A 24,899-nucleotide genomic window follows, 5' to 3' on the forward strand; every position below is an offset into this window, starting at 1 on the left:
TTGTGCGTGCGTCAAGACGACTGCCGTCTCGGCGACTGTGTACGCCGGGACGACGACCGCCTCGGCGACTGCCTGCGTCAGGACGCGAGAACCTCGTCGAGCAGGGCCTCGGCCTTGTCCTCGTTCGTGTTCTCCGCGAGGGCGAGCTCGCTCACCAGGATCTGGCGAGCCTTGGCGAGCATGCGCTTCTCACCGGCGGAGAGTCCACGCTCACGCTCACGACGCCACAGGTCACGCACGACTTCCGCGACCTTGATGACATCGCCGGAGGCGAGCTTCTCCAGATTTGCCTTGTAACGACGCGACCAGTTTGTGGGCTCCTCGGCGTACGGCGCGCGCAGCACCTCGAAGACCCGGTCCAGCCCGTCCTGACCGACCACATCACGCACGCCGACGAACTCCGCATTGTCCGCTGGCACACGCACCGTCAGGTCGCCCTGGGCGACCTTCAGCACCAAGTAGGTCTTGTCCACGCCTTTGATCTGGCGAGTTTCGATGGCCTCGATCAGCGCGGCCCCGTGATGGGGATAGACCACGGTGTCGCCAACCTTGAACGTCATGTGACAGGTACCCCTTCCGTGGCTATCCAGGGTAACACGGATACGGCGTCTTCTGAATGGCGTTTTCGCAGGTCAGGGCATATCTCGGGGCTTGACAACCGCAACAGGAACGTGCTGCGAGGGGCGAGCGGAAGAGGGTATTCGCAGGTCGGAGCGGCTGTCCAAGCGAAGTGAAACGCGCACGTTACACACAACGGAAGCCGCCGACCAGGGTCCGAATGTACCGGTTTGTCCGGCTCCAAGAGCGCGACTTCCGCTACTCCGTTCGGTGACCGGAGTCGAGTACGAGACGAATCCGGAATTGATCACGGTCGCCGTTCTCGGACCGAAGATCAATTTTCTGGACCGCCACGCATTCCATACGTGAAATCCGCAAGCGGATGCCGGGGGTACTTATGTGAATGGCGGACCAGTACGTCGCCAAAGTAGTTCATGGGGTGGCGGCGAAGTGCGCGCAGGGTGGGGCGCACACACGGCGCAACGATGCCCGTCGGCGCTTAGGTGGGGGTACCCCCTGGTCGAGCGAAGTCGAGACCTTGGGGGAGGGTCGGGTGCGGTGGCGTGGGAACGGCTCGGTAACCTAAGGCCGCTGACAGACCCTTAGGGCGGCTTTACAACGAAGTCGCCCTGCTTCGCCCACGTTCAAGGAGTTGCCGCCGCCGTGAGCAGCAGCCTTCGACGCGGCACTCTCGCCGCCGCCGCCATCGCGTTCTCGATCGCCTCGCTCGCCGCGTGCAGCGCCGGCAACAACGCACAGACGCTGGAGGTCAAGCCGGACAACGCGGCCACCACCGTCGGCGACATCAAGATCCAGAACGCCGTGGTCATCACCCAGCCCGACCTGCAGTCGACCGGCCCGGCCGTGGTCTCGGCGACCCTCTTCAACAACGGGTCCGCCGACCAGACCGTGGACTCGATCACCCTCACGGACACCAACACGGCCGCCCAGGTCAAGCCGGCCAAGGGAACCGGCAAGCTCGTCGTCCCGGCCGGCGGCTCCGTGGTGATCGGCGGCAAGGGCAACGCCTCCGCCGTGCTGCCCAACGGTCGCGAGGCCGTCCAGGACGGCAGCGTGCGCCAGATCGCCTTCACGTTCAGCAAGACCGGCGACGTGAAGCTGGGCGCCTTCGTGGTCCCGGCCGAGAGCTACTTCTCCAAGTGGGGCCCGAGCAACATCCCGGCGGTGCCGGGGGCCTCCGTGTCGGCGAGCACCAAGCCGTCCGAGTCGGTCTCGGGCTCCCCGTCCGAGTCGACGTCGGGCACGCCCACGGACGCGGCGTCGGCGAGCGCGACGGCCACGGCGACCGCCTCGGAGTCGGCTTCCGGCCACTGAGCGGCATACACCGAGATCATCTTCGTACCACGCACGAAGGGCGGGACCCCTCCAGGGGGTACCGCCCTTCGTCGTGCTTCGGCAGTCGTCCCGCGGTTTACGGCTCGAACTTGTAGCCGAGGCCTCGCACCGTCACCAGGTACCGCGGCGCGCCCGGGTCCGGCTCGATCTTGGCGCGCAGGCGCTTGACGTGGACGTCGAGGGTCTTGGTGTCGCCGACGTAGTCGGCGCCCCAGACCCGGTCGATGAGCTGCATGCGGGTCAGCACACGGCCCGCGTTGCGCAGCAGCATCTCCAGGAGGTCGAACTCCTTCAGGGGGAGGTCGACCTTGGAGCCGGAGACGGTGACCACGTGGCGGTCGACGTCCATGCGGACGGGCCCGGCCTCCAGAGCGGCCGGAGTGACCTCCTCCGGCTCCCCGCGGCGGCGCAGGACGGCCCGGATACGGGCGACCAGCTCGCGGGAGGAGAAAGGCTTGGTGACGTAGTCGTCGGCTCCTATTTCCAGCCCGACGACCTTGTCGATCTCGCTGTCCTTGGCGGTGACCATGATCACCGGGACGTTGGAGCGGCCGCGCAGCTGGCGGCAGACCTCCGTGCCGGGCAGCCCCGGCAGCATCAGGTCGAGGAGGACGAGGTCGGCGCCGTTGCGCTCGAACTCGTCGAGTCCGTCGGGCCCGGTGGTCGCGATGGCGACCTCGAAGCCCTCTTTGCGGAGCATGTACGACAGGGCGTCGGAGAAGGACTCCTCGTCCTCGACGACGAGCACACGGGTCACGGAAGGACCTCCGGGGCAGGGAGCGGTTCGTACGGGGATGAGACGGTGGTCGTCCCGTCGGGCTGCTCGGTCTCGTCCTCTTCGTCGAGGCCGGGCATGTGGTGGTCGGTCACGCGGTCGCGGGCCGCACCCGCCTCCGGCAGCCGCAGGGTGAAGGTGGAGCCCTGACCCTCGGAGCTCCACACCGTGACCTCCCCGCCGTGCGAGGCGGCCACGTGCTTGACGATCGCGAGACCGAGACCCGTACCGCCAGTCTGGCGGGAGCGGGCCGGGTCGACGCGGTAGAAGCGCTCGAAGATGCGCTCCTTGTCCTTGTCCGAGATGCCGATGCCCTGGTCGGTCACGGCGATCTCGACGAGGTCTCCGCCGGGCGCGGTCACCCGGCGCGCGGCTATGCCCACGCGGGTGCGGGCCGGCGAGTAGTTGACGGCGTTCTCGACCAGGTTTCCGAGGGCGGCGGCCAGCTGGCCCCTGTTCCCCCAGATACTCAGGTCGGCGGTGCCGCCCGCTGCCATGGTGATCTGCTTGGTGCCGGCCTGGTGGCGGCAGCGGTCGATCGCCTCGGCGACGAGTTCGTCGACCCGTACGGGCTCGGCGTCCTCAAGGGGGTCGTCGTTCTGGACCCGGGAGAGGTCGATGAGCTCCTGTACGAGGTTGGTGAGGCGGGTGGCCTCTATCTGCATACGTCCGGCGAAGCGCTCGACGGCCTCCGGGTCGTCCGAGGCGTCCATGACGGCCTCGGAGAGCAGGGAGAGCGCGCCGACGGGCGTCTTGAGCTCATGGCTGACGTTCGCGACGAAGTCGCGTCGTACGGCCTCGATGCGCCGGGCTTCCGTCAGGTCCTCCACCAGGAGCAGCACGAGCCGGGAGCCGAGCGGCGCCACGCGCGCGGAGACGGCGAGGGCTTCTCCCCTCCCCGTCCCCCTCCTCGGCAGATCCAGCTCCACCTGACGTATCTCCCCGTCTCTACGGGTGTCACGCGCCATCTGGAGCATCGGCTCGACGGCCAGCTTGCCGCCGCGCACCAGCCCGAGGGCGTACGCGGCCGAGCTGGCCTTGACCACGGCGTCCGCCTCGTCGAGTACGACGGCCGAGGACCGGAGCACGGACAGCACGGTGTCGACTCCGGGCGGAAGCACCGGGTCCGTATGCAGCGAAGTGCGGGTCGGGCGTTTCTGGTCGCGCTCGCTCCAGCGGAACGCCAGCATGGCGATGACACCGGTGAGCACTCCGGCGATCGCTGCCGCTGCGGCGACCGCCGCGTTCACGTCCATGCATCCAGGTTAGGCATGTCGTCACTGCTGGCCACAGCCATCCGGGTGCGACCTCGAACACTCGTCGCCCAGAGTTCACCTAGGAGCTAGGGATGGTTCATTTGGGGTGACGGAAACGGACGCGTACGGGCCGGAACGTGGGAGCGTGGGGTTCACGGGCCTGTCCGGAGCTCATGTCTGGTGGCCATGTCCAATGGGCCATGTCCAATGGTCATGGCGGGACCCGGCCCCCGGAACCCCCGAAGCTGACGTAAGAGAGGGACAACCTGATGCGGGACGCGTACCACGAGGAACTGGACTCGATCGGCGAGAGCCTGGTCGAGATGGCCCGGCTTGTCGGGTCGGCGATCGGACGCGCCACGACGGCCATCCTCGACGGCGACCTGAAGCTGGCCGAGAGCGTCATCGCGGGCGACCAGAAGGTCGATGATCTTCAGCACGAACTCGAGGCCCGGGCGATAGCCCTGCTGGCTCGTCAGCAGCCGGTGGCGACGGACCTCCGTATCGTCGTCACCTCGCTCCGTATGTCCGCCGACCTGGAGCGCTCCGGCGACCTGGCTCAGCACGTCGCGAAGCTGGCCCGGCTGCGCTTCCCCGAGCGCGCGGTCCCGCACGACCTGCACGCCACGATCCTGGAGATGGGCCAGCTCGCCCAGCGCCTGATGGCCAAGGCGGCCGAGGTCGTCATCACCAAGGACGTCGACCTCGCCCTCCAGCTGGAGCAGGACGACGACGAGATGGACCTGCTGCACCGCACGCTCTTCCAGCACCTGCTGGACGACCGCTGGCAGCACGGCATCGAGACGGCCGTCGACGTCACCCTGCTCGGCCGCTACTACGAGCGCTTCGCCGACCACGCGGTGGCCGTCGCCAAGCGTGTCGTGTTCCTGGTGACGGGCGAGCACGCGGACGAGCTGCAGCCGGACATCCAGCCGGTGACGGGGGTGGAGGGGGCCTGACTCCCGCTCCGGGGGCGCGCGGAAGCCTCAGTGCGCCGAGTGTGCGCCGTTGATGCGTCTGCCTCAGTGGGCATCAAATGGGCGACAGGAGCTGTGCGACGCAGTGTGCCTCGCACACCTTCGTGCCTGAAGGAGGGACCCATGGCCGAATCCCCCAGCACGCCCGACCCGACGCAGGACCGCGACACAGAGCAGCCCGCCGACATCAAAAGCCTCCCCTTGTTCGGCGCCTGCGGCTGCGGCTCCGGCTGCGGGTGCGGCTGCCAGTCCGGCAATCCTTGCCAGTGCGGCTGATCGCACAGCGCATGCAGAAGGGCCCCGCCGTGATCACGGCGGGGCCCTTCTGTACCGGCGCGGTGTAAGGGGTGCCCTGGCGATCGGTGTGAGTCAGGGGCGGAGGTGCTTGAGGGTGAACTCGGGCAAGGCGTAGGGGCCGGCCTGGGGTGCGGCGGGGTCGGCCGGGAGGTCTGCTCCGGGGATGTCTCCGGCGTGGAGTTCGGCGTCGTCGACGGGGGCGTAGTCGAGCACGGCCGGTTCGGGGAGCGCCCAGAAGCGGCGGGTGTTGGCGGAGACGGCGTATGCCGTGGCGAAGCGGGTGGACCGCGGAGCGGTCAGCGCGGCGCGGATATGGCCGACGGCGTCGCGCGGGCTCAACCAGGTCGCCAGGTGCCGTGGTTCGGTGGGCGCGTGCTCGAAGCTGCCGATACGCAGGCAGATCACGGACAGCCCGAACTTGTCGGAGTACAGCCGCCCGAGGGCCTCGACGGCCACCTTGCTCACCCCGTAGAGACCGTCGGGTCGTGCCGGCTCCTGCGGACCGGTGAGGTGCGCGGCCGGGTAGAAGCCGGTCACGCGGTTGCTGCTGGCCAGCACCACTCGCTCGATTCCTGTGCGCCGCGCCGCCTCCAGGACGTGGTGGGTGCCGAGCACGTTGGCTTCGAGCAGGTCCGGAAGAGGTGCCTCGTCCGGCACACCGCCCAAATGCAGCACGCTGTCAGCGCCCGCGAGCGCCGCCTCCACGGCGGCCGCGTCCCGCAGGTCCACGGTGTGCACGTCCTCGTTCCCGGCCTCCGGCCGAAGCGGCACACGGTCGAGCAGGATCAACCGCGCCGCCTCGCCCCGCAGCGCCTCCCTCACCACGCCACCGATGTTCCCCGCCGCGCCTGTTATCGCCACCGTCCCCAAACTCAACGCGCCCCCAGATCTTTGACAACCCGTGCATCATCGCTGCCGGTGCTCAACTCATCAAAGGGTTTGGAACTGGGGTGCGGCGCGCGGCCCCGCAGCTCCCCGTGAACACGGGAGCGGTCGCGACCGTCCTCGTCGGCGGAGCCGAGTCCCGTGAGAACGGCGTGGGTCGTTGTGGGCCGCCGCCGGGCGGCCTCGGACGGCCCAGGGACGGCGCCCAGGACAGCGTGTGAATGGGACGCCGGTGACCTGCCGCTCAGGCGTTCGCAAGACACGACGATGGCGCTCTGTCCCTCATGCAGGGAACGGACGGTGTCAGCTCTGCTCCACTCGGGGTTATCGTGCCGCCGTGCCCCACTCAGTGGACCGCCCCATCCTCTTCCTCGACGTCGACGGACCCCTCATCCCGTTTGGGCCGTCGTCCGGTCGGCTTCAGACCCCTGTCTCCGACGCCGACATGTTCCCTGATCAGGGGAACCCACTGCTTGGGCGGCTCGACCACACCGTGGGGCGGCGTCTGCTGGCGCTGGGGTGCGACCTGGTGTGGGCCTCGACATGGATGGATGAGGCCAACGAGTCCGTCGCCCCACGGATCGGGCTGCCCAGGCTGCCCGTAGTGGAGTGGCCCGAAGCCTCCACCAACGACGGCCCGCGCGGACTGCACTGGAAGACCCTCCCCCTCGTCGAGTGGGCCGGCCACCGCCCGTTCATCTGGGTCGACGACGAGATCAGCGCCATGGATCGCCTCTGGGTCGCTGCGCAACACCAAGGACCATCGCTGCTTCACCGTGTCGACCCGACCGAGGGCCTCACCGAGGGCGACTTCTCCGTGCTCGCTGGTTGGCTCCGCACTGCCGTGCCAAGCCTCGCCCCGGAAACAGGCGACTACAGGATGAGGACAGGGCCTGGCGGTTCGACCTGACGGGTTCGAAGCGCGCCGTGGTCGGCTACCCGTGGTCGACTGCCAACGCGGCCGTCGTCCGTCCTGGCTGCCGTCGCCACCGGCGGATCATCGGGCTATTGACTCCTGTGCGGACGATCACGTTGTTCCCTGGGCTGACGGCCACGAAATTCCCCAGGCTGCCTACGGCTTCGACGTCCGCGGCGAGGACGTGGCCCGCTGCGCCTCAGGCTTCGGGGATGTCCCTGCCGTATGTTCCCAGGGTGATGATGTTCCCAGGGTGATGCTGTCCGGTTCGGGGCCGCAGCGTACGCCGGTTTCGAGCGCGTCGATCGCGGCGGGCTGCTCGGTGGTTGAAGTACGCGGCGGCCGTGTCGACGTGGCGGTAGCCGAGGCGGACGGCCTCCTCGACCGCGGCGGTGGTGACGTCGGGCGGGGTCTGGAAGACGCCGAGCCCGATGGCCGGCATCGCCACACCGTTGTTGAGGGTGATCGTGTCGGCTTTACGGTGCCGCGACATGGCCATCAGCCCTCCGGCCGCAGGACCCGGGCCCGGAGTGGGCCCAGTCCGTGAAAACGCCCCCGATCGGCGCCGTAGGCGCAGGTCGGGGGCGTGATCGCAGTTCCTACTTCTTCTTGCCCTGGTTCTTGACCGCCTCGATGGCCGCCGCCGCGGCCTCCGGGTCGAGGTAGGTGCCGCCCGGGTTGAGGGGCTTGAAGTCGGCGTCCAGTTCGTAGGAGAGGGGGATGCCGGTGGGGATGTTCAGGCCCGCGATGTCGGCGTCGGAGATGCCGTCGAGGTGCTTAACCAGGGCGCGCAGCGAGTTGCCGTGGGCCGCGACCAGGACCGTGCGGCCGGCGAGGAGGTCGGGGACGATGCCGTCGTACCAGTACGGGAGCATGCGGACGACGACGTCCTTCAGGCACTCCGTGCGGGGGCGCAGCTCCGGCGGGATGGAGGCGTAGCGCGGGTCGTCCGACTGGGAGAACTCGGAACCGTCCTCGATCGGAGGCGGCGGGGTGTCGTAGGAGCGGCGCCACAGCATGAACTGCTCCTCGCCGAACTCGGCGAGCGTCTGCGCCTTGTCCTTGCCCTGCAGGGCACCGTAGTGCCGCTCGTTCAGGCGCCAGGAGCGGTGGACCGGGATCCAGTGGCGGTCGGCGGCCTCGAGGCCGAGCTGCGCGGTGCGGATCGCGCGCTTCTGGAGCGAGGTGTGGACCACGTCGGGCAGCAGGCCGGCGTCCTTGAGCAGCTCACCGCCGCGGACTGCCTCCTTCTCGCCCTTCTCGTTGAGATTGACGTCCACCCAACCGGTGAACAGGTTCTTCGCGTTCCATTCGCTCTCGCCGTGGCGGAGGAGGATCAGCTTGTACGGTGCGTCGGCCATACGTCCGAGCGTAATGGAAGCCTTCGACCCCCCGCTCGCCTGCCCGCAAGCCGGACACTCGCCCCCCTGGAAGCCCGTCGGTTAACGGCTTCTGTTAATTGAGTGGCTCCCTGACCTTTCCGGCTCGTAAGTTGTGCTCACCGCCTGAGCCGCTTACACCCGTAACGCCCGCAAAACACCCGTGGGGGACCAGCCATGCCACTCGCCGTCATGAGACGCGCCGCCCGAGAGACCGTCTCGGGGCTCCCCCGCGAGTTCTGGTGGCTGTGGACCAGCACCCTGGTCAACCGACTTGGGGCGTTTGTCGCCACTTTCATGGCTTTGTACCTCACGCTCGACCGCGGGTACTCCGCCTCGTACGCAGGCCTGGTGGCGTCCTTGCACGGCCTCGGCGGTGTGGTCTCCTCGCTCGGCGCCGGTGTGATGACCGACCGGCTCGGGCGGCGGCCCACCCTGCTCATCGCGCAGTTGTCGACGGCCGCCTCGGTCGCGCTGCTCGGCTTCATGCACCACCCGGTGGCGATCGCCGCGGTCGCCTTCCTGGTCGGTATGGCTTCGAACGCCTCGCGGCCCGCCGTGCAGGCGATGATGGCCGACATCGTCCGGCCCGAGGACCGTGTCCGCGCCTTCTCCCTCAACTACTGGGCCATCAACCTCGGCTTCGCCGTCTCCTCCATGGCGGCCGGTTTCATCGCCGAGTTCAGCTATCTCGCCGGGTTCCTCATCGAGGCCGGCATGACCCTCGTGTGCGCGCTCGTCGTCTTCGCGAAGCTGCCCGAGTCCAGGCCGTCCCTCACGGCCAAGGCCGCCTCCGAACCCGCCGTCGGCCTCGGCACCGTCCTGCGCGACGGCCGCTTCATGAGCGTCGTCGGGCTGTCCTTCCTCGTCGCTCTCGTCTTCCAGCAAGGCGCGGTCGGACTCCCGGTCGCGATGGGCGAGGCGGGCTTCACCCCGGCCGACTACGGCATGGCGATCGCCGTCAATGGCGTCCTCATCGTCGCGCTCCAGATCCCGGTCACCCGTTTCATCGAGCACCGGGACGAGAGACGCCTGCTGGTCATCTCGTCGCTGCTCGCCGGATACGGCTTCGGGCTCACCGCCTTCGCCGGTTCGGTCGGCGTCTTCGCCCTCACCGTCTGCGTGTGGACCCTGGCCGAGATCGTCAACGCGCCGACCCAGACGGGCCTGGTGGTCCGCCTCTCCCCCGTGCACGGCCGCGGCCGCTACCAGGGCATGTACACCCTGTCCTGGTCACTCGCCGCACTCATCGCGCCTCTGATGTCCGGCCTGGTCATCGACCGGTTCGGCGCGGAGTGGCTGTGGGGGCTGTGCGCGGTGGTCGGTACGGCGGCGGGGCTCGGCTACGGGATGCTGATGCGCCGGCTTCCGGCGGAGGAGCCGACGCCTCCCGCCGCGCCGGCCGCCGCCCCCGTCTCCGCCACCACCTCCGCCTCCGCGCAGACCGAGGTCGGCACCGCCACCCCCTAGGGATGCATCCGCGCCCCCTTCAGCACCTTGTCCACCGCGTTCCGCGGCCCGTACACCGCGAGCCCGACCAGATCCAGCTCACCCGTCGGCACGGCCCGTACGGCCGCCCGGTTGTCACGGTCGTTGCCCGTGGCGAACAGATCGGACGTGAAGACCGCGCGCGGCAGCGCCCGGGACAGCGCCCGGCCGTGCGCGGCGGTCAAGGTCTCCTTCGAGCCCTCGAAGATCAGCACGGGCTGGCGGAACATCGGCAGGTACGGGGTGCCGTCGGCGTCATCGTACGGCTCGCCGATCACCTCCGGGAGGACCGTCCCGAGCCCGCTGACCATAAAAGCGGTCACATTGAGTCGCTGCCAGGGCTCCAGGTCGTCCCGCAGCAGGACGGCGATCTTGGTGTCGAAGCGAATGGGTTCAGGGGTCGAGGTGCTCATGCGTCGAGACTCTCGAACGCCGCAGGACGTCGTCTTGTACGTTCTTTGCATGGCCCCTCAGGCCCCTCAGCGGGAGATCACCGCGTGGCGCCCGCGCGTTCCCGGTGTCGTGGAGGTCTTCCACGCCCACTACACCGAGTACGCGTACCCCATGCACGTACACCAGGCGTGGACGCTGCTGATCGTCGACGACGGCGCCGTGCGGTACGACCTCGACCGGCATGAGCACGGCACTCCGCATGACACGGTGTCGCTGCTGCCGCCCTACGTCCCGCACAACGGTTCGCCGGTCACCGAGCACGGCTTTCGCAAGCGGGTCCTGTATCTCGACCTGAGCCGGCTCGACGAGAGCCTCATCGGGCCCGCGGTGGACGGTCCCGACCTGGTGGATCCCGTACTGCGGCGCCGCGTCGGGCAGTTGCACACGGCGCTCGCGCACCCCGGGGACGAGCTGGAGGCCGAGAGCAGGCTGACGCTGATCGCCGAACGGCTGCGGGGGCGCCTGCGGCCGCGGCTCGTAGAGGAACCGCGGCCCGACCGACCGCTCGCCCACCGCCTGCGCGAACTCCTCGACGAGCGCCTCGTCCAGGGCATCGCCCTCGACGAGGCGGCCGCGCTCGTGCACGCCCATCCCGCCCACCTGGTACGGGCATTCAGCGGCGCGTACGGCATCGCGCCGCACCAGTACCTGATGTCCCGCCGCGTCGACCGCGCCCGCCGGCTCCTCCTGGAGGGCGGAAAACCGGCCGAGGTGGCCACGGCGACAGGCTTCTACGACCAGTCCCATCTGACGCGCCACTTCAGGCGGTTGGTGGGGGTCTCCCCCGGTCGCTACCGCTCCAGCTCGCGCTGAGCGTCGTACAGGTTGCGCGGGCGTACGACGTCCGCGGTCCCGTACAGCTCCAGGCGGGAGTGCAGGTCTCCGGTGAAGTCGGGTACGTCGATCTGGTCGAACTCCGTCACCTCGTTGATGCCGACGGTGGCGGAGTGGGGCGCGAGTCCGTCGATCTTCATCAGGCCCGCGCGGCCGTTGGTCACCCGGATGTTCCAGTGCGTGAAGCGGGCGCCGAAGAGGGGGCCCGCACTGGCGTCTCCGCCGTGACGGCCGTTGTTGTCGACGGTGATGTCCGTGCGGACGTTGGCGAAGGGCATGCCGCGGTGGGAGTCGAACGTGCCCATCCGCATGTCGCCGCGCGACCAGACGTTGTAGGAGGACAGGCCCTCGACGTTGATGCCGTGGAGTTGCGTTCCGGCGGGGGCCGGCACCGTGCGCTGCTCGATCGTGAAGTCCTCGATGAGGTTGTCGTGCGAGCCCTCGCGGCAGAAGTACGGGTGGTGCGAGCCGCGGCCCGCGACCTTCGTACGGCGCAGGGTGCAGGCGGAGGCCGCGACGAGACCGAATCCGTTGTCCACATGGCGTACGACGATGTCGTCGGCCCAGCAGTCGTACGCGCACTGGAACACGACCCCGTTGTAGCCCTTGTCCAGGAGGTGCGGGGACTGGGGCGTCTCGACCGCTTCCAGGGTGAGGCCTTCGACGCCCGAGCCCGTCAACTCCCGTACGTGGGTGGTCAGGCGCGGGTCCCATTCGGGGCGTACGTCGAGCGGGAGAGGGCGTTCGAGGGTGACCTTGCGGCCGTGGACGTGCGCGATGCGGACGGGCCACTCGTAGGGGACGTACGACGTCAGCTTCGTCTTGTCGTCCCAGTAGTACGCCTCGGGGCCCGGACCGCCGCCCGCCATGTGCTCCAGGAGCGTGTGGTCGGTGTCGTCGGCGAGGCGCAGGAGGACGAGCGCGCCGGGCCGCAGCCTCTCGGCGTCCGCGACCGTCACCGTCCAGGAGCCCTGACGCGCGGGCGCGACCGTCGTCAGCGTCTGCCACTCGTCGCGCTTGTTGCCGGTCCAGCCCTCGAAGGGCCACGCCTTGGCCTTGATGGCGGTCGTCAGCGTGGCGAAACGGTCCGCCGGGCAGAGCCAGACGAGCCCGCCCGCCCAGGACCAGGACGACTTGTCGCCGCCGTAACGGGATCCGTAGACGCCGATCAGCTCGGTGAGGTTCTTGGTCGCGTACAGCTTCGTACGGTCGCTGCCGGCGCCGCGCAGGACGACGTTCGAATGCCCGATGCGGATCAGGTCGTCGATGCGGAAGGTGCCGGGCGGGATGAGAACCGTGCCACCGCCGGCCCTCCCGGCAGCGGCGATGGCACGGTTGATCGCGGGGGCGCAGTCCGTCGTGCCGTCGTCGGCCACGGCTCCGTAGTCGCGTACGTCGGCCACGACGGGGCGGCGGGGGAAGCGCGCCGCCCCGCCACCGCGGCCGGACCTGCCGATGTACGGGATCTGCGGATGGGTGAAGGGGGTGCGGGTGAACTCGTGCCAGAGGGCCGGGACCTGCCCCTGTGGTGCGGCTTGTGCGGGTGATGCGGCGGCCGTCGCCGTTCCGCCGGTCACGGCGACGGCCACCACGGCTGTGGCGCTGCCGAGCAGGCGCCGTCTGGTGATGCCCGTATGCCCGTTGCCCATCCCCGTACCCCTGCCCGTGCTCATACCCGTCCGCCTTCCATCGCTCTCCATGGATGTGAACGACGTTCAGATCTGCGTCGGCGGTGAGCATGCCACGGGGGCCGCAGGCAGGGAAGGGGTCGCGCAGCGGCTAATTAGTAGCTGAGGGAGGTCAGTTGGCGGGACGCTGAGTCAGGTGAGTGAACGCGTCCAGATTGCGGGTCGACTCGCCGCGGGACACCCGCCAGGCGTACTCCTTGCGGATCGCGGAGGCGAAGCCGAGCTCGAGGAGGGTGTTGAAAGAGCCGTCGGCGGCTTCGAGGACCGAGCCGAGGAGGCGGTCGATCTCGTCCGGCGCGACGGCGGCCAGCGGCAGCTTGCCGACCAGATACACGTCCCCGAGGGAGTCGACCGCGTAACTGACCCCGTAGAGCTTGAGGTTGCGCTCCAGGAGCCAGCGGTGGACCGCTTCCTGGTTCTCGTCCGGGTGCCGGATCACGAACGCGTTCAGCGACAGCGAGTGCCTGCCGACGATCAACGAGACGGTGGTCGACAGTTTCCGGGTGCCGGGAAGCTTCACCACGTAGTTGCCGGGCTCAGGGCTTTCCCATTCGAGTTCGGCGTCCTTGAGGACCCCCTCGATGACCTGTGCCGCCTGCTGTACGTCAGCCATGGTGGGAGCGTACGCGACGCCGGTGGGCCTGCATCGCCGCCGTGTACACGTCCGCCGTCACCGCGGCCGCGGTGTCCCACCCGAAGTGCTCCGCATGGCACGCCGCGGCGGCGCCCATCCGGGCGGACAGCCGCGCGTCGTCCGCGAAATCACGCAGCACGCGCGCGTAGTCGACGGGATTGTGCCCGGGGACGAGGAAGCCGGTCTCCTGGTGGCGCACCGCCACCGGCAGCCCGCCCACCTCGGCCGCGAGCACCGGCGTACCGGCCGCCTGCGCCTCGATGGCGACCAGCCCGAAGGACTCGCTGTACGAGGGCATGACCAGCACCGATGCCGCCCGGAACCAGTCCGCGAGCTGCTCCTGCCCGACGGGCGGCCGGAAGCACACGACGTCGGCGATGCCGAGCCGCGCGGCGAGCTTCTGCAGCCCCTCGGGCTTGGCGAGACCGCTGCCGCTGGGACCGCCCACTACGGGGACGACGATGTTGCCGCGCAGCTCGGGACGCTCGTCGAGCAGGACGGCGACGGCGCGCAGCAGCACGTCGGGGGCCTTCAGGGGCTGTATGCGGCCCGCGAAGAGGGGGATCAGAGCGTCCTGCGGGAGCCCGAGGCGGGCCCGGGCGGCGGCGCGGCCGTCGGCCGGGCAGAAGCGGTCCAGGTTCACGCCCGGGTGGACGACGGCGACCTTGCCGGGATCGGCCTCGTAGTGGCGTACCAGTTCGTCGGCCTCCTCCGCGGTGTTCGCGATGAGGCGGTCGGCGGCGCGCACGATCTGGGTCTCGCCGATGACGCGGGCGGCGGGCTCGGGGGTGTCGCCCTCGGCGAGCGCGGCGTTCTTGACCTTGGCCATGGTGTGCATCGCGTGCACCAGGGGCGCGCCCCAGCGCTCGGCGGCGAGCCAGCCGACGTGGCCGGAGAGCCAGTAGTGCGAGTGCACGAGGTCGTAGTAGCCGGGGCGGTGGCCGGCCCAGGCCTGCATGACGCCGTGCGTGAAGGCGCACAGCTGGGCGGGCAGGTCTTCCTTGGCGAGGCCCTCGTAGGGGCCCGCGTCGACGTGCCGGACGAGGACACCGGGGGCGAGTTCGACCGTCGGCGGGAGGGCGGCCGTGGTGGCCCGGGTGAAGATCTCGACCTCGATGTTGATCGCGGCGAGGCGCTGGGCGAGTTCCACGATGTAGACGTTCATCCCGCCCGCGTCGCCCGTGCCGGGCTGGTGCAGCGGTGAGGTGTGCACGGAGAGCATCGCCACGCGACGGGGCCTGCGGTGCAGCCTGAGCCGTGCGGACGCTGTCGGGGAGCGTCGCCCGAGCCTGCTGACGTACTGGCTCACGTGGCGTTCCTCCTTGCTGCGGTCATGCCGGTCGGAGGACGCGCTGCGCCCTCCGAGAGGGGGAACGCCGGATGCCGCTGCTCCATTTCCTCTTTGCCGAATCATTGCCGGGGGTCGCTCAACCGTTCGAGGGCGGAGGGCGTGGGGGCTGCGCGGGGCCGAGGTGGGGTTTGCTTCGCCCCCTCCGCCCCCTGCCCGTCCCGACCGGCCTTTCGGCTGCGGGTGCGTGGGGGTTGTTCGCAGCGGGGGTCTCGGGGCGGCAGCCCCCAGCGACGGGCACGGCGGAGGGGGCGAAAACCCTCGGCCTCGGCACCCTCGGCCTGGACGCCGGCGCAGGACTCCCCCAAACGGGCGCATACTCTCGTACGTATGACAGCCCGCGCAGCTTCCCGCCCCGTGGGAACCGTGACACGCGGGACCACCAACCCCAACCGCCTCCGCCGCATGGACCGCTGGATCGCAGCGACGCACGGCGCCGAACTACGCCGCGCCCGCACCCCCGTGGCCGTCGACCTCGGCTACGGCGCGGCCCCCTGGACGGCGGTGGAGCTGCTGACACGGCTGCGCACAGCCGCCCCCCGCACCCACGTGATGGGCGTCGAGATCGACCCGGCCAGGGTCGCCGCCGCCCGCCCGTACGAGCGCGAGGGTCTCGTCTTCCGGCACGGCGGCTTCGAGGTGCCGGTGCAGGGCAGCCCCGCCCTCATCCGCGCGGCCAACGTGCTGCGCCAGTACGACGAGGACCAGGTCGCCGCGGTCTGGCAGCGCCTGTGCGCACGCCTCGCACCGGCGGGCCGGGGCTCCCGGGGCGGCCTGCTCGTCGAGGGCACCTGCGACGAGATCGGCCGCCGGCACGTATGGGTCGCCCTCGGCCCGGAGGGCCCCCGCACGGTCACCTTCGCCACCCGCCTCGGCTCCCTGGACCGCCCGTCCGACCTCGCCGAACGCCTGCCGAAGGCCCTCATCCACCGCAACGTCCCGGGTGAGCCGGTGCACGCCTTCCTGCGCGACTTCGACCGCGCCTGGGCGGCCGCCGCGCCCTACGCCTCGTACAGCGCCCGGCAGCGCTGGATCCGGGCGGTCCGCGACCTGACCGCCGACTGGCCGGTCACGGACGGCGTAACGCGCTGGCGGCAGGGCGAAGTCACGGTGCGCTGGGAGGCGTTGGCGCCGCGCGCGTGATCGCGGATCTGCGAGCACGATCGGCCGAGGTGGCCTGACCTGCGGGGAACGATCTCCGTGACTGGTTCGTCACACAGGCGGGAGATCGTCTTGTGGAATCCGCGCAGCGGGAGGGGAGAGGGCGGGGAGTTGGGCCGAGAGAGGGGAGTTCTTGCCCATCTCTGTCGCATTGCGCGTCGACATGGCACGATCCCCCAGGCGTCCGTAAGTTACTGACGGTAAATCAGTTTGGGGGCTGAGTAATGGGATCCGGCAAGCGGAGCCTGACCACGGCGGCCATGGCCCTGGCCTGCGCATGTGTCTGCACGGTGCTCGCGACACCCACAGTGGCGTACGCGAGCCCGACACCGACACCGACCCGGACCCCCACCACGACACCAACGCCCGCGAGCAGCAAGGACCTTGAAGCGGTCCGCAAGAAGCTGGACAAGCTCTATCACGAGGCGTCGGTGGCCACGGACGCGTACAACGCCGCCGAGGAGAAGGCCCAGGAGCAGTCCGCCGAGATCGTCGATCTGGCCCGCGAGATCGTCAAGGGCCAGGCGAAGCTGGACAACTTGAAGGACCGCGCGGGCGCCGCGGCCCGAGCGCAGTACCGGGGTGGCGGGTTGCCGCCCGAGGCGCAGTTGTGGCTGAGCGACGACCCGCAGGAGTTCCTGGACGGCGCGGGGCGCGTGCGACAGGGCGAGCACGCGACCAAGGGCCTGCTCGCCGAGATGACGCGCACCCAGCAGGACTTGCGGCAGTACGCGAAGGACGCCTCCGCCCAGTGGAAGAAGCTGGAGGCCAACCGCAAGACCAAGGCCCAGGCCAAGAAGAAGATCAAGGGACGGATCGCCGCCGCCGAAAAGCTGGAGTCCCAGCTCGAGAAGGAAGAGAAGGAGCGGCTGGCGAAGCTGGAGGAGGAGGCCGCCTACCAGGCGCAGACGACCTGGCTGAGCTCCGGCATACTCGCGGAGATCAACGGCAAGGCGTCCAAGCAGGGCAAGAAGGCCGTGAAGTACGCGACCGACCAGATCGGCAAGCCCTACGAGTGGGGAGCGGAGGGCCCGCGGTCGTACGACTGCTCGGGGCTGACCTCACAGGCCTGGGCGTCCGCCGGACACGGCATTCCCCGCACCTCGCAGGAGCAGTGGAAGCAGCTCCCCCACGTCGACATCAGGGACATGCGCCCCGGCGACCTGATCATCTACTTCGACGACGCCAGCCATGTCGGGATGTACATGGGCGATGGCGCGATCGTGCACGCGCCCCGGCCCGGGCGCACGGTGACGATCACGGGTGCGGGTTCGATGCCGATTCTGGGGGTCGTACGGCCGGACGCGTGACGCCTCACGTGCGGTCGGCGGCGCACCCCGCGTGACCTGCCCCACGTGACCTATCGCACGGTTGCCCTCCCCGCGCAACCTCAGGGACGTGACCTTCGTCATCCCGGAGGGGACCGCATCCTGTCCAAGTGCGGTACGGGATGCGGCATATGACGGTGGCCGTTTGCCGGACGCCGTGCCGCACACCATTCCGTTGCGGCACCCGCTGGCGCTATGGTCCCCGTCGGTGGGTCGAGGACCTTCGACCCGCCACGCCCTCGGGGGGAGGGAAGGAACCCAGACGATGCCCGTACCCGTACCGCGGCAGAGAGCGATCCCGGCCGTGGAGAGTGGTCCGGCTCAAGCCGCGTTCTCACCCGGCGGCCCATCCGGACACTCGGCCGGCGGCCCCGCCGGGGCAGTACCGGCGCCCCGCGCCACGGCCCCAGTCGACAGCACCACCAACCTGACCCTGCTGGTCATCGAGGACGACCCGGCGGGTTCGCTCAGCGTGCCCGAAATGCTCGACGCCGCCGGCAAGCCGATCCGTATCCGTACCGCCCGCAACCTCACCGAGGCCGAGCGGCTGCTGACCGACGACGTGCACTGCATCCTGCTCGACCTGGCGCTGCCCGCGCCCGGCCGGGCCACGGGCAGCGAGGACGAGCTGGCCACCCTCAAGCACGTGCTGCGGCTCGCGCCCCGGCACGCCGTCCTCGCGCTCACCGCGTCCGGGGACGCCGAGCGCGGCGCGGAGGCGGTGCGCGTCGGCGCCCAGGACTACCTGTTCCGCGACGAGCTGGACGGGCGGCTGCTGAGCCGTGCGATCCGGTACGCGGTGGAGAGGAAACGTTCCGACAAGGCCGAGCGACGGCTCACCGAGTCGAAGCTGCGCGCCCAGGAGAACGCGCGCCTGGAGCGCGGCCTGCTGCCGACCCCGCTCCTGGAGGGCTCCCCGCTGCGCTTCGCCGCGCGCTACCGCCCGGGCCGCTCCCGGGCGCTGCTCGGCGGCGACTTCTACGACACCGTCCGTACCCCGGACGGCACCGTGCACGCGATGATCGGCGACGTCTGCGGGCACGGGCCCGACGAGGCGGCGCTCGGCGTGGAACTGCGCATCGCCTGGCGGGCGCTGACGCTCGCGGGCCTGTGCGGCGACGAACTGCTCTCGACGCTTCAGCAGGTCCTGGAGCACGAGCGCGAGAACGACGAGATCTTCGCGACGGTCTGCACCGTGGACATAGCACCCGACGGCCGCCGCGCCGGGCTCTGCCTGGCCGGCCACCCGTCCCCGCTGATCGCCCGACCGGGCCGGCCCGCGGAACTGCTGCCGTACGACAACAACGGCCCCGCACTCGGCCTGCTGCCGCACGCCCGCTGGCCGCGTATGCAGGTGGAACTGGGCGCCGCCTGGAGCCTGATGCTCTACACCGACGGTCTGATCGAGGGCCACATCGGCGAGGGCAAGGAGCGGCTCGGCCAGGACGGCATGGTGGACATGGTCCGCCGCCAGCTCGCCCAGGGGCTGGAGGGCGAGGAACTGCTGCGCGCGGCGGTGAGCGAGGTGCGCGAGCTCAACGGCGGAGAGCTGGCGGACGACGTGGCGGTGCTGTTGCTGGACAGGACGCCGTAAGCGCCGTACGCGTCAGGGCTTGTTGTCCGCATTGCCCTTATTGACCTTGCTGTCCCTATTGGCCTTGTTGGTCTTACCGTCCGCCGTTGTAGGGACCGTACGGGCCGTCGCTGCTGCTTCCGCCGCGGCGGCCGCGACCGCCGCCGGATACCTGGCGCAGGGCGGGGCGGACGTCGACGAAGAAGACGATCGTGGCGATCAGACCCGCGATCTGCAGGAAGAGCATCGGCACCAGGAGGTTCACCGCCACCGTGATGCCGAGGATGATCAGCCAGAACATCTTGTTCTGCTTGTCGGCCGCGCGGTAGGCGTCCTCGCGGGCCACCGCGGCCATCACCAGTGCCACCACCGCGAGCACCAGCATGGCTGTGAAGATCAGCCACATGAGGCCGCCGAATGCCGTCATCAGCACAATGCACACCGCCCGAGTCGAATCGTCGCTACGGCCACCGTACCCGGAGAACGGGCCGGGAACTCTGAGAGTGCCCGGCCCGTCTCTGTGAGGCGATGTGGTCTTGCCACTTCTTCCCGCTGACGACTTACTTCGCGGGCGGAGTCGTCTTCTTGGCGGTGGTCTTGCGGGCCGGGGCCTTCTTGGCGACGGGCTTCTTCGCCGAGGCGGGCTCGGCGGCGGCCGCGGCCGGCTTCCCCTCGTCCTTGACCTCGACCGGCTCGGCCTTCGGCTCGACGGCCGCGGCCAGCTCCTCGATCTCGTCGGCGGCCTCGCCGCGCCAGGTCTTCACGGTCTGCTCGCCGTGCTCGGCGACCTTCTCGTACGTCTCCCGGGCCTTGACGGCGTACTCGGCCGCGACGCCGACACCGCGCAGGGCGAAGTCCTGAGCGGACTCACCGAGCTTCTTCAGGTCGGTGTCGAGGTTGCTGCCGAGCTTCTTGAGGTCCGCGTCGAGAGTGCTGATGAACTCCGTCACCTTGGCCTGGATGGTCTCCTGCGCCTCCTTGGCGCGGGCGGTGGCCTTCTCCTGGACGGCGTTCGGGTCGATCTTCTTGACGGTCTCGATGCGCGCGGGGGCCTCGGCGCGGATCTGCTCCACGATGCCGGGGACCTTCTTGGCCTGCTGGACGGCCAGGTCGGCGGTGCCGGCGAGGAAGTAGAGCGGGGTCGGGTCCGTGGCGGCCTTGCGGATGTCGTCGGTGATGGCCATGGCGATGGTCCTCCCGTATCGCTTTCAGCTGAGGGTTTTGGTGATCCGCGGTGTGACCGGCCGGTCTGCGGAGGTTCTGGCGGTGCTCGTGTCGTTCTTCAACTGGCGCTCTGCCGCGGATCGGCATCGCTGCCGTCGGCCGTGCGGGGGCCGCGGACGGCGGTGTCCTTCGGGTGCTCGGCATCCGGTATGTCCCGAGCCGTGCGTACGTCGGTGCCGTGCACCTCGGTGTCGTGAACGTCCTCGCTCGCCTGGGTGATCTCGAACCCGTTCTCCTTGCGGAAGGACTCGTAGATCTGGAGCAGCACCTGCTTCTGCCGCTCGTTCAGCGTGGGATCGGCGAGGATGACGGCGCGCGTCTCCACCTCGTCCCGGTCCCGCTCGGCGTCGAGGATGCCGGCCCGCACGTACAGCGTCTCGGCGGAGATCCGCAGCGCCTTGGCGACCTGCTGCAACACCTCCGCGCTCGGCTTGCGCAGCCCGCGCTCGATCTGGCTCAGATACGGATTGGACACCCCGGCGGCGTCGGCGAGCTGCCGCAGTGACAGCTGCGCGTTGCGCCGCTGTTCCCGCAGATACTCACCAAGATTGCCGACGTTGAGCGATGCCATGCCCCTACCTTGCCGCATCCCCGCTAACAATTGCAAGCACCCGCTTGCAAAAGTGCGCCACGCCACGCGGCAGGCGCTGTGAGCCTGAGCACGATAGGTGTCGTATTTGCAGGACAACTGTCGTCGCCCTGACTCCAGCATGTCGCTAGGACCTGTCCGGCGGATCGGATACTGCCGGACAGGCCCCGGGCCGGAAGGACTCAGCGCTTGAGCATGAAGGTGAAGTCGCCCGAGAGCTTGCCGCTCAGGTGGACTGTCGACACGAGGTTCCCCTCGGCGAGCAGTCTCTCGACCTAGGCTCGCGAAGAGCCGAAACCTTCGGCGCTCAGACGCACCGGTCGCACAGGTATCCCCGCCGCAAAGCGGACCGAGACCAGGCCAACCCCGGCACAGGCGCCCACCGGCCGCGGTGCGCCCGGTGCGGCGGCGGACCGTACGGCGACTGCCAGGCCGGCCGCTCGGTTCGACCCGAGCCGCCCACGTCGCGGCGCCGTACGACCGGGTCCTGGAGCAGCTCGGCTGCCAGGCCGGGGTCGTTGTCGTGCAGCAGGTTCAGGAGCTCCGGCCGTACGGAACGCACGTTCATCCGCTCCAGGCCAGTGACCTTGGTGGTGTCCCCGCACCCGGTGCAGAGCGCGAGGAGCCAGGCGTCGAGGAGCTTGTGGTTCGCGTTGACGCGGAATTTGCCGTTCGCCCGGAAGCGCCCGGAGGCGCACGTGTGGCAACGGCGGAGAACTATCGGCAGGCAGGTGGGCACGACCACCCAGTTCTTGGACACAGAAATACACCGGTTCCAGTGAGAAGACCGCAGCGAAAAGGAGCGCGGCGCACATGTGCGCCGCGCGACGGATCAGCGCTCGGGGGGTCTCACTTGGTGTACAACGGCACGTCCTTGACAGGGCGACTGCGGGCGGGAGAACGGTAACGGCACACGAGGGTGCGGTTCCACGGATTTTCGGGCGGGTGGCGATACCTCGTGGTGGGCGCCCGCACCACCCTCGACCCACCGGACATGCCCTAGTAGCGCCCGCCCGCAGCACAACCACGAAGGTCGCCTCGCCCTCCAGGCCGCGAAGAACTGCGGCAGCGCCGACCAGGTCTCCCAGCGGATCAACCTCGATGCCGTCCGCCAGGCCCGCCTGGGGGCCGAAGCAGCCGTCGACCGCGGCCTTCACTTCGTCGCCCCTGAGCCCGAGCACGGTAGTTGTCGTGTTTGCAGGACAGCTGTCGTGCGGGCTCTGATCTGCGCAAACGAGCTGTTCCTGGCGGTGCACGCCAACGCCTGGGGGGTGACGACAAGTACGGTGCGAATCTCCCGACAGATGTCGTGCAACGCCGGAGGGAACTCGCAGGCCCGGAGCCGTGGGGCACGACAAGTAACGTGCTCCGGCACACGCTGCTGTGACTCGTGCCGCGTCGTCCTCGGGCTGCTTCAGGACCGATGAGTGCCGTCCGCCCCGCTCCCGCGCTCAGCGTCGTCGCGACACCGAGCATCGGCTGACCCACGACATCGATGGCTGGGCGGCCGGAGCCTCGGCGGACGGTCGGGCTGCCCGACCGCGAGCTGATGCGCGATGGCCGCTGGTTGGTCCGACGCCTCGGCCGGGCGTCGCGCCATCCCGGCCGGCACCGCCGATCAGGTGGGAAGCGGAGCGTTGCCGCGACCGCGCCCGACGAAGTAGAACCGGACGTACTGTTCGAAGCTGATCGGATCGAGCCAGGCGACGCCGACGGAGAGCGCGAAGGCGACCCCGCCCAACAGATGGAGACACGATGAGCATGGCCACGAGGACGGACACCCAGTCGCCTGCGCTGCACGTTGCCGACAGCCACGACCTGATCCGCGTGCACGGCGCGCGCGAGAACAACCTCAAGGACGTCAGCATCGAGATCCCGAAGCGCCGGCTGACGGTGTTCACCGGCGTCTCCGGCTCGGGCAAGAGCTCGCTGGTGTTCGACACGATCGCCGCGGAGTCGCAGCGGCTGATCAACGAGACCTACAGCGCCTTCGTGCAGGGCTTCATGCCGACGCTGGCGCGGCCCGAGGTCGACGTCCTCGACGGGCTGACCACCGTGATCAGCGTCGACCAGCAGCGGCTGGGCGCCGACCCCCGCTCCACGGTCGGCACCGCCACCGACGCCAACGCGATGCTGCGCATCCTCTTCAGCCGGCTCGGGCAGCCCCACATCGGCTCACCCAAGGCGTTCTCCTTCAACGTCGCCTCGATCAGCGGCGCGGGTGCGGTCACGATGGAGCGCGGCGGGCAGACCGTGAAGGAGCGTCGCAGCTTCAGCATCACCGGCGGCATGTGTCCGCGCTGCGAAGGCCGGGGCGCGGTCTCCGACGTCGACCTCACCCAGCTCTACGACGACTCCAAGTCGCTCGCCGAGGGCGCGATGACCATCCCCGGCTACAAGGCGGGCGGCTGGAACTACCGGCTCTACAGCGAGTCGGGCTTCTTCGACCCGGAGAAGCCGATCCGCAAGTTCACCAAGAAGGAACTGCACGACTTCCTCCACCGCGAGCCGACCAGGATGAAGATCGCGGGCATCAACATGACCTACGAGGGGCTGATCCCGCGGATCCAGAAGTCGATGCTCGCCAAGGACCGGGAGGGCATGCAGCCGCACATCCGGGAGTTCGTGGACCGGGCGGTCACCTTCACCACCTGCCCCGAGTGCGACGGCACGCGGCTCAACGAGGGGGCCCGGTCGTCGAAGATCAAGGGGATCAGCATCGCCGACGCCTGTGCGATGCAGATCAGCGACCTGGCCGAGTGGGTCCGCGGTCTCGACGAGCCGTCGGTGGCGCCGCTGCTCACCGCGCTGCAGCAGACCCTCGACTCGTTCGTGGAGATCGGCCTCGGCTACCTCTCGCTCGACCGGCCGGCGGGCACGCTGTCGGGCGGCGAGGCGCAGCGCGTCAAGATGATCCGCCACCTCGGCTCCTCGCTCACCGACGTCACCTACGTCTTCGACGAGCCCACCATCGGCCTGCACCCGCATGACATCCAGCGGATGAACGATCTGCTGCTGCGGCTGCGGGACAAGGGCAACACGGTGCTCGTCGTGGAGCACAAGCCGGAGGTGATCGCGATCGCCGACCACGTCGTCGACCTCGGCCCCGGCGCCGGTACGGCGGGCGGCACCGTCTGCTTCGAGGGCACCGTCGAGGGGCTGCGGGTCGGCGGCACCATCACCGGCCGCCATTTCGACGACAGGGCGTCCCTCAAGGAGACGGTGCGGAAGTCCACCGGCACGCTGGAAATCCGCGGCGCGACGACGCACAACCTCCAGGGCGTCGACGTCGACATCCCGCTCGGCGTGCTGGCCGTCGTCACCGGCGTCGCCGGCTCCGGCAAGAGCTCGCTCGTGCACGGCTCGATCCCGGCCGGCGAGGGTGTGGTGTCGGTCGACCAGGGCGCCATCCGCGGCTCGCGCCGGAGCAACCCGGCGACGTACACCGGACTGCTCGACCCGATCCGCAAGGCGTTCGCCAAGGCCAACGGCGTGAAGCCGGCCCTGTTCAGCGCCAACTCCGAGGGCGCCTGCCCCACCTGCAACGGCGCCGGCGTCGTCTACACCGACCTGGCGATGATGGCCGGCGTCGCCACCACCTGCGAGGAGTGCGAGGGGAAGCGCTTCCAGGCGTCGGTGCTCGAGTACCACCTCGGCGGCCGCGACATCAGCGAGGTGCTCGCGATGTCGGTGACCGACGCCGAGGAGTTCTTCGGCGCCGGCGAGGCGCGCACACCGGCCGCGCACGCCATCCTCGGCCGGCTCGCCGACGTCGGGCTCGGCTACCTGAGCCTCGGCCAGCCGCTCACCACACTGTCCGGCGGCGAGCGGCAGCGGCTCAAGCTGGCCACCCACATGGGCGAGAAGGGCGGCGTCTACGTCCTCGACGAGCCGACCGCCGGTCTCCACCTCGCCGACGTCGAACACCTGCTCGGCCTGCTCGACCAGCTCGTCGACTCCGGCAAGTCGGTCATCGTCGTCGAGCACCACCAGGCGGTCATGGCGCACGCCGACTGGATCGTCGACCTCGGCCCCGGCGCCGGCCACGACGGTGGCCGGGTCGTCTTCGAGGGCACCCCCGCCGACCTCGTCGCCGCCCGCTCCACCGTCACCGGCGAACACCTCGCGGCCTACGTCGGCACCTGACCGAGGCCCTCGCGGACCCCGCGAGACGAGTGCT

General features: G+C 69.8%; 23 protein-coding genes and 1 pseudogene. 9 read left to right on the top strand and 15 right to left on the bottom strand.

Features of this window, described 5'->3' with window-relative positions:
* Nucleotides 1–77: 77 nt before the first annotated feature.
* The gene (locus ACZ4RZ_RS34070; RefSeq protein ID WP_003953493.1) at nt 78–560 is read right to left on the bottom strand and encodes a CarD family transcriptional regulator; all 483 of its coding nucleotides are present in this window, start codon (nt 558–560) and stop codon (nt 78–80) included.
* Between the two features lie 661 nt (nt 561–1,221).
* On the opposite strand from ACZ4RZ_RS34070, the gene ACZ4RZ_RS34075 reads away from it, so the two are divergent.
* The gene (locus tag ACZ4RZ_RS34075) at nt 1,222–1,893 is read left to right on the top strand and encodes a DUF461 domain-containing protein (RefSeq protein ID WP_467750587.1); all 672 of its coding nucleotides are present in this window, start codon (nt 1,222–1,224) and stop codon (nt 1,891–1,893) included.
* Between the two features lie 97 nt (nt 1,894–1,990).
* Here the strand turns inward: ACZ4RZ_RS34075 and phoP are convergent, their stop codons facing one another.
* Nucleotides 1,991–2,662, bottom strand: coding sequence for a two-component system response regulator PhoP (phoP, locus tag ACZ4RZ_RS34080; RefSeq protein WP_010985401.1), 672 nt, complete (start codon nt 2,660–2,662; stop codon nt 1,991–1,993).
* A gap of 5 nt (nt 2,663–2,667) precedes the next feature.
* Complete coding sequence (phoR, locus tag ACZ4RZ_RS34085; RefSeq protein WP_467750588.1) at nt 2,668–3,945, bottom strand: two-component system sensor histidine kinase PhoR; 1,278 nt, start codon at nt 3,943–3,945, stop codon at nt 2,668–2,670.
* Nucleotides 3,946–4,214: 269 nt separating this feature from the next.
* Here phoR and phoU point away from each other — a divergent pair, with 269 nt between their 5' ends.
* Nucleotides 4,215–4,904: a phosphate signaling complex protein PhoU gene (gene phoU / locus ACZ4RZ_RS34090; protein ID WP_467750590.1), complete on the top strand. Its 690-nt coding sequence runs from the start codon at nt 4,215–4,217 to the stop codon at nt 4,902–4,904.
* Between the two features lie 387 nt (nt 4,905–5,291).
* Here the strand turns inward: phoU and ACZ4RZ_RS34095 are convergent, their stop codons facing one another.
* Nucleotides 5,292–6,080 carry an NAD-dependent epimerase/dehydratase family protein gene (locus ACZ4RZ_RS34095; protein WP_467750591.1) on the bottom strand — a complete coding sequence of 263 codons (789 nt, stop codon included), beginning with the start codon at nt 6,078–6,080 and terminating at the stop codon, nt 5,292–5,294.
* 361 nt (nt 6,081–6,441) lie between these two features.
* On the opposite strand from ACZ4RZ_RS34095, the gene ACZ4RZ_RS34100 reads away from it, so the two are divergent.
* Entirely contained in the window at nt 6,442–7,014 is a 573-nt protein-coding gene (locus tag ACZ4RZ_RS34100) for an HAD domain-containing protein (RefSeq protein WP_467750593.1), read from the top strand.
* A 205-nt stretch (nt 7,015–7,219) separates the two neighbouring features.
* Here the strand turns inward: ACZ4RZ_RS34100 and ACZ4RZ_RS34105 are convergent, their stop codons facing one another.
* Complete coding sequence (locus ACZ4RZ_RS34105) at nt 7,220–7,519, bottom strand: hypothetical protein (protein ID WP_467750595.1); 300 nt, start codon at nt 7,517–7,519, stop codon at nt 7,220–7,222.
* Between the two features lie 100 nt (nt 7,520–7,619).
* Nucleotides 7,620–8,381 carry a phosphoglyceromutase gene (locus ACZ4RZ_RS34110; RefSeq protein WP_467750597.1) on the bottom strand — a complete coding sequence of 254 codons (762 nt, stop codon included), beginning with the start codon at nt 8,379–8,381 and terminating at the stop codon, nt 7,620–7,622.
* Nucleotides 8,382–8,576: 195 nt separating this feature from the next.
* Between ACZ4RZ_RS34110 and ACZ4RZ_RS34115 the strand changes: the two genes are divergently transcribed.
* Nucleotides 8,577–9,869, top strand: coding sequence for an MDR family MFS transporter (locus tag ACZ4RZ_RS34115; RefSeq protein ID WP_467750599.1), 1,293 nt, complete (start codon nt 8,577–8,579; stop codon nt 9,867–9,869).
* On the opposite strand, the gene ACZ4RZ_RS34120 is transcribed toward ACZ4RZ_RS34115, so the two are convergent.
* Nucleotides 9,866–10,300 (bottom strand): DUF2000 family protein, encoded by a 435-nt coding sequence (locus ACZ4RZ_RS34120; RefSeq protein ID WP_467750601.1) that lies wholly within the window; start codon nt 10,298–10,300, stop codon nt 9,866–9,868. The two genes, ACZ4RZ_RS34115 and ACZ4RZ_RS34120, sit on opposite strands and share 4 nt — an antisense overlap.
* Nucleotides 10,301–10,349: 49 nt before the next feature.
* Between ACZ4RZ_RS34120 and ACZ4RZ_RS34125 the strand changes: the two genes are divergently transcribed.
* Nucleotides 10,350–11,153: a helix-turn-helix transcriptional regulator gene (locus ACZ4RZ_RS34125; protein WP_467750603.1), complete on the top strand. Its 804-nt coding sequence runs from the start codon at nt 10,350–10,352 to the stop codon at nt 11,151–11,153.
* Here the strand turns inward: ACZ4RZ_RS34125 and ACZ4RZ_RS34130 are convergent.
* The 3 genes from ACZ4RZ_RS34130 to mshA all read right to left on the bottom strand — a co-directional run bounded on the left by ACZ4RZ_RS34130 (nt 11,132) and on the right by mshA (nt 14,805).
* On the bottom strand, nt 11,132–12,847 hold the full coding sequence (locus tag ACZ4RZ_RS34130) for a glycosyl hydrolase family 28-related protein (protein WP_467750604.1): 1,716 nt from the start codon (nt 12,845–12,847) through the stop codon (nt 11,132–11,134). The genes ACZ4RZ_RS34125 and ACZ4RZ_RS34130 overlap by 22 nt on opposite strands.
* Nucleotides 12,848–12,974: 127 nt before the next feature.
* The gene (locus ACZ4RZ_RS34135; protein WP_467750606.1) at nt 12,975–13,475 is read right to left on the bottom strand and encodes a type III secretion system chaperone family protein; all 501 of its coding nucleotides are present in this window, start codon (nt 13,473–13,475) and stop codon (nt 12,975–12,977) included.
* Complete coding sequence (gene mshA / locus ACZ4RZ_RS34140; protein ID WP_467750608.1) at nt 13,468–14,805, bottom strand: D-inositol-3-phosphate glycosyltransferase; 1,338 nt, start codon at nt 14,803–14,805, stop codon at nt 13,468–13,470. The genes ACZ4RZ_RS34135 and mshA overlap by 8 nt, the downstream gene beginning before the upstream one ends.
* Nucleotides 14,806–15,174: 369 nt before the next feature.
* Here mshA and ACZ4RZ_RS34145 point away from each other — a divergent pair, with 369 nt between their 5' ends.
* From ACZ4RZ_RS34145 to ACZ4RZ_RS34155, 3 genes are all read left to right on the top strand, one after another.
* The gene (locus ACZ4RZ_RS34145; protein ID WP_467750610.1) at nt 15,175–15,987 is read left to right on the top strand and encodes a class I SAM-dependent methyltransferase; all 813 of its coding nucleotides are present in this window, start codon (nt 15,175–15,177) and stop codon (nt 15,985–15,987) included.
* A 242-nt stretch (nt 15,988–16,229) separates the two neighbouring features.
* On the top strand, nt 16,230–17,315 hold the full coding sequence (locus tag ACZ4RZ_RS34150; RefSeq protein WP_467750612.1) for a C40 family peptidase: 1,086 nt from the start codon (nt 16,230–16,232) through the stop codon (nt 17,313–17,315).
* Between the two features lie 283 nt (nt 17,316–17,598).
* Complete coding sequence (locus ACZ4RZ_RS34155; RefSeq protein WP_467750614.1) at nt 17,599–18,927, top strand: PP2C family protein-serine/threonine phosphatase; 1,329 nt, start codon at nt 17,599–17,601, stop codon at nt 18,925–18,927.
* Nucleotides 18,928–19,000: 73 nt separating this feature from the next.
* Here the strand turns inward: ACZ4RZ_RS34155 and ACZ4RZ_RS34160 are convergent, their stop codons facing one another.
* The 5 genes and pseudogenes from ACZ4RZ_RS34160 to ACZ4RZ_RS34180 all read right to left on the bottom strand — a co-directional run bounded on the left by ACZ4RZ_RS34160 (nt 19,001) and on the right by ACZ4RZ_RS34180 (nt 21,479).
* Nucleotides 19,001–19,339 carry a DUF2516 family protein gene (locus tag ACZ4RZ_RS34160; protein WP_189186484.1) on the bottom strand — a complete coding sequence of 113 codons (339 nt, stop codon included), beginning with the start codon at nt 19,337–19,339 and terminating at the stop codon, nt 19,001–19,003.
* Nucleotides 19,340–19,466: 127 nt separating this feature from the next.
* Nucleotides 19,467–20,090 carry a hypothetical protein gene (locus tag ACZ4RZ_RS34165; RefSeq protein WP_467750616.1) on the bottom strand — a complete coding sequence of 208 codons (624 nt, stop codon included), beginning with the start codon at nt 20,088–20,090 and terminating at the stop codon, nt 19,467–19,469.
* A 98-nt stretch (nt 20,091–20,188) separates the two neighbouring features.
* Nucleotides 20,189–20,701 carry a helix-turn-helix domain-containing protein gene (locus tag ACZ4RZ_RS34170; RefSeq protein WP_467750618.1) on the bottom strand — a complete coding sequence of 171 codons (513 nt, stop codon included), beginning with the start codon at nt 20,699–20,701 and terminating at the stop codon, nt 20,189–20,191.
* 200 nt (nt 20,702–20,901) lie between these two features.
* Nucleotides 20,902–21,075 (bottom strand): annotated as a pseudogene (locus tag ACZ4RZ_RS34175) (DUF1062 domain-containing protein); the annotation flags it as partial.
* Nucleotides 21,027–21,479 carry a DUF1062 domain-containing protein gene (locus ACZ4RZ_RS34180; RefSeq protein WP_467750620.1) on the bottom strand — a complete coding sequence of 151 codons (453 nt, stop codon included), beginning with the start codon at nt 21,477–21,479 and terminating at the stop codon, nt 21,027–21,029. The gene ACZ4RZ_RS34180 and the pseudogene ACZ4RZ_RS34175, both read right to left, overlap by 49 nt.
* A gap of 995 nt (nt 21,480–22,474) precedes the next feature.
* On the opposite strand from ACZ4RZ_RS34180, the gene ACZ4RZ_RS34185 reads away from it, so the two are divergent.
* Nucleotides 22,475–24,865, top strand: a complete 2,391-nt coding sequence (locus tag ACZ4RZ_RS34185; protein ID WP_467750622.1) for an ATP-binding cassette domain-containing protein — start codon at nt 22,475–22,477, stop codon at nt 24,863–24,865.
* Nucleotides 24,866–24,899: the final 34 nt, after the last annotated feature.

This window comes from Streptomyces sp. NPDC027189 (genome assembly GCF_055566975.1).

Excerpts from the sequence above, each read along its gene's own strand:
- ACZ4RZ_RS34070 (WP_003953493.1), bottom strand. The coding sequence starts at position 560 with ATGACGTTCAAGGTTGGCGACACCGTGGTCTATCCCCATCACGGGGCC.
- phoR (WP_467750588.1), bottom strand. The coding sequence starts at position 3,945 with ATGGACGTGAACGCGGCGGTCGCCGCAGCGGCAGCGATCGCCGGAGTG.
- phoU (WP_467750590.1), top strand. The coding sequence starts at position 4,215 with ATGCGGGACGCGTACCACGAGGAACTGGACTCGATCGGCGAGAGCCTG.
- ACZ4RZ_RS34105 (WP_467750595.1), bottom strand. The coding sequence starts at position 7,519 with ATGGCCATGTCGCGGCACCGTAAAGCCGACACGATCACCCTCAACAAC.
- ACZ4RZ_RS34110 (WP_467750597.1), bottom strand. The coding sequence starts at position 8,381 with ATGGCCGACGCACCGTACAAGCTGATCCTCCTCCGCCACGGCGAGAGC.
- ACZ4RZ_RS34115 (WP_467750599.1), top strand. The coding sequence starts at position 8,577 with ATGCCACTCGCCGTCATGAGACGCGCCGCCCGAGAGACCGTCTCGGGG.
- ACZ4RZ_RS34120 (WP_467750601.1), bottom strand. The coding sequence starts at position 10,300 with ATGAGCACCTCGACCCCTGAACCCATTCGCTTCGACACCAAGATCGCC.
- ACZ4RZ_RS34125 (WP_467750603.1), top strand. The coding sequence starts at position 10,350 with ATGGCCCCTCAGGCCCCTCAGCGGGAGATCACCGCGTGGCGCCCGCGC.
- ACZ4RZ_RS34130 (WP_467750604.1), bottom strand. The coding sequence starts at position 12,847 with ATGAGCACGGGCAGGGGTACGGGGATGGGCAACGGGCATACGGGCATC.
- ACZ4RZ_RS34135 (WP_467750606.1), bottom strand. The coding sequence starts at position 13,475 with ATGGCTGACGTACAGCAGGCGGCACAGGTCATCGAGGGGGTCCTCAAG.
- ACZ4RZ_RS34145 (WP_467750610.1), top strand. The coding sequence starts at position 15,175 with ATGACAGCCCGCGCAGCTTCCCGCCCCGTGGGAACCGTGACACGCGGG.
- ACZ4RZ_RS34150 (WP_467750612.1), top strand. The coding sequence starts at position 16,230 with ATGGGATCCGGCAAGCGGAGCCTGACCACGGCGGCCATGGCCCTGGCC.
- ACZ4RZ_RS34155 (WP_467750614.1), top strand. The coding sequence starts at position 17,599 with ATGCCCGTACCCGTACCGCGGCAGAGAGCGATCCCGGCCGTGGAGAGT.
- ACZ4RZ_RS34165 (WP_467750616.1), bottom strand. The coding sequence starts at position 20,090 with ATGGCCATCACCGACGACATCCGCAAGGCCGCCACGGACCCGACCCCG.
- ACZ4RZ_RS34170 (WP_467750618.1), bottom strand. The coding sequence starts at position 20,701 with ATGGCATCGCTCAACGTCGGCAATCTTGGTGAGTATCTGCGGGAACAG.
- ACZ4RZ_RS34185 (WP_467750622.1), top strand. The coding sequence starts at position 22,475 with ATGAGCATGGCCACGAGGACGGACACCCAGTCGCCTGCGCTGCACGTT.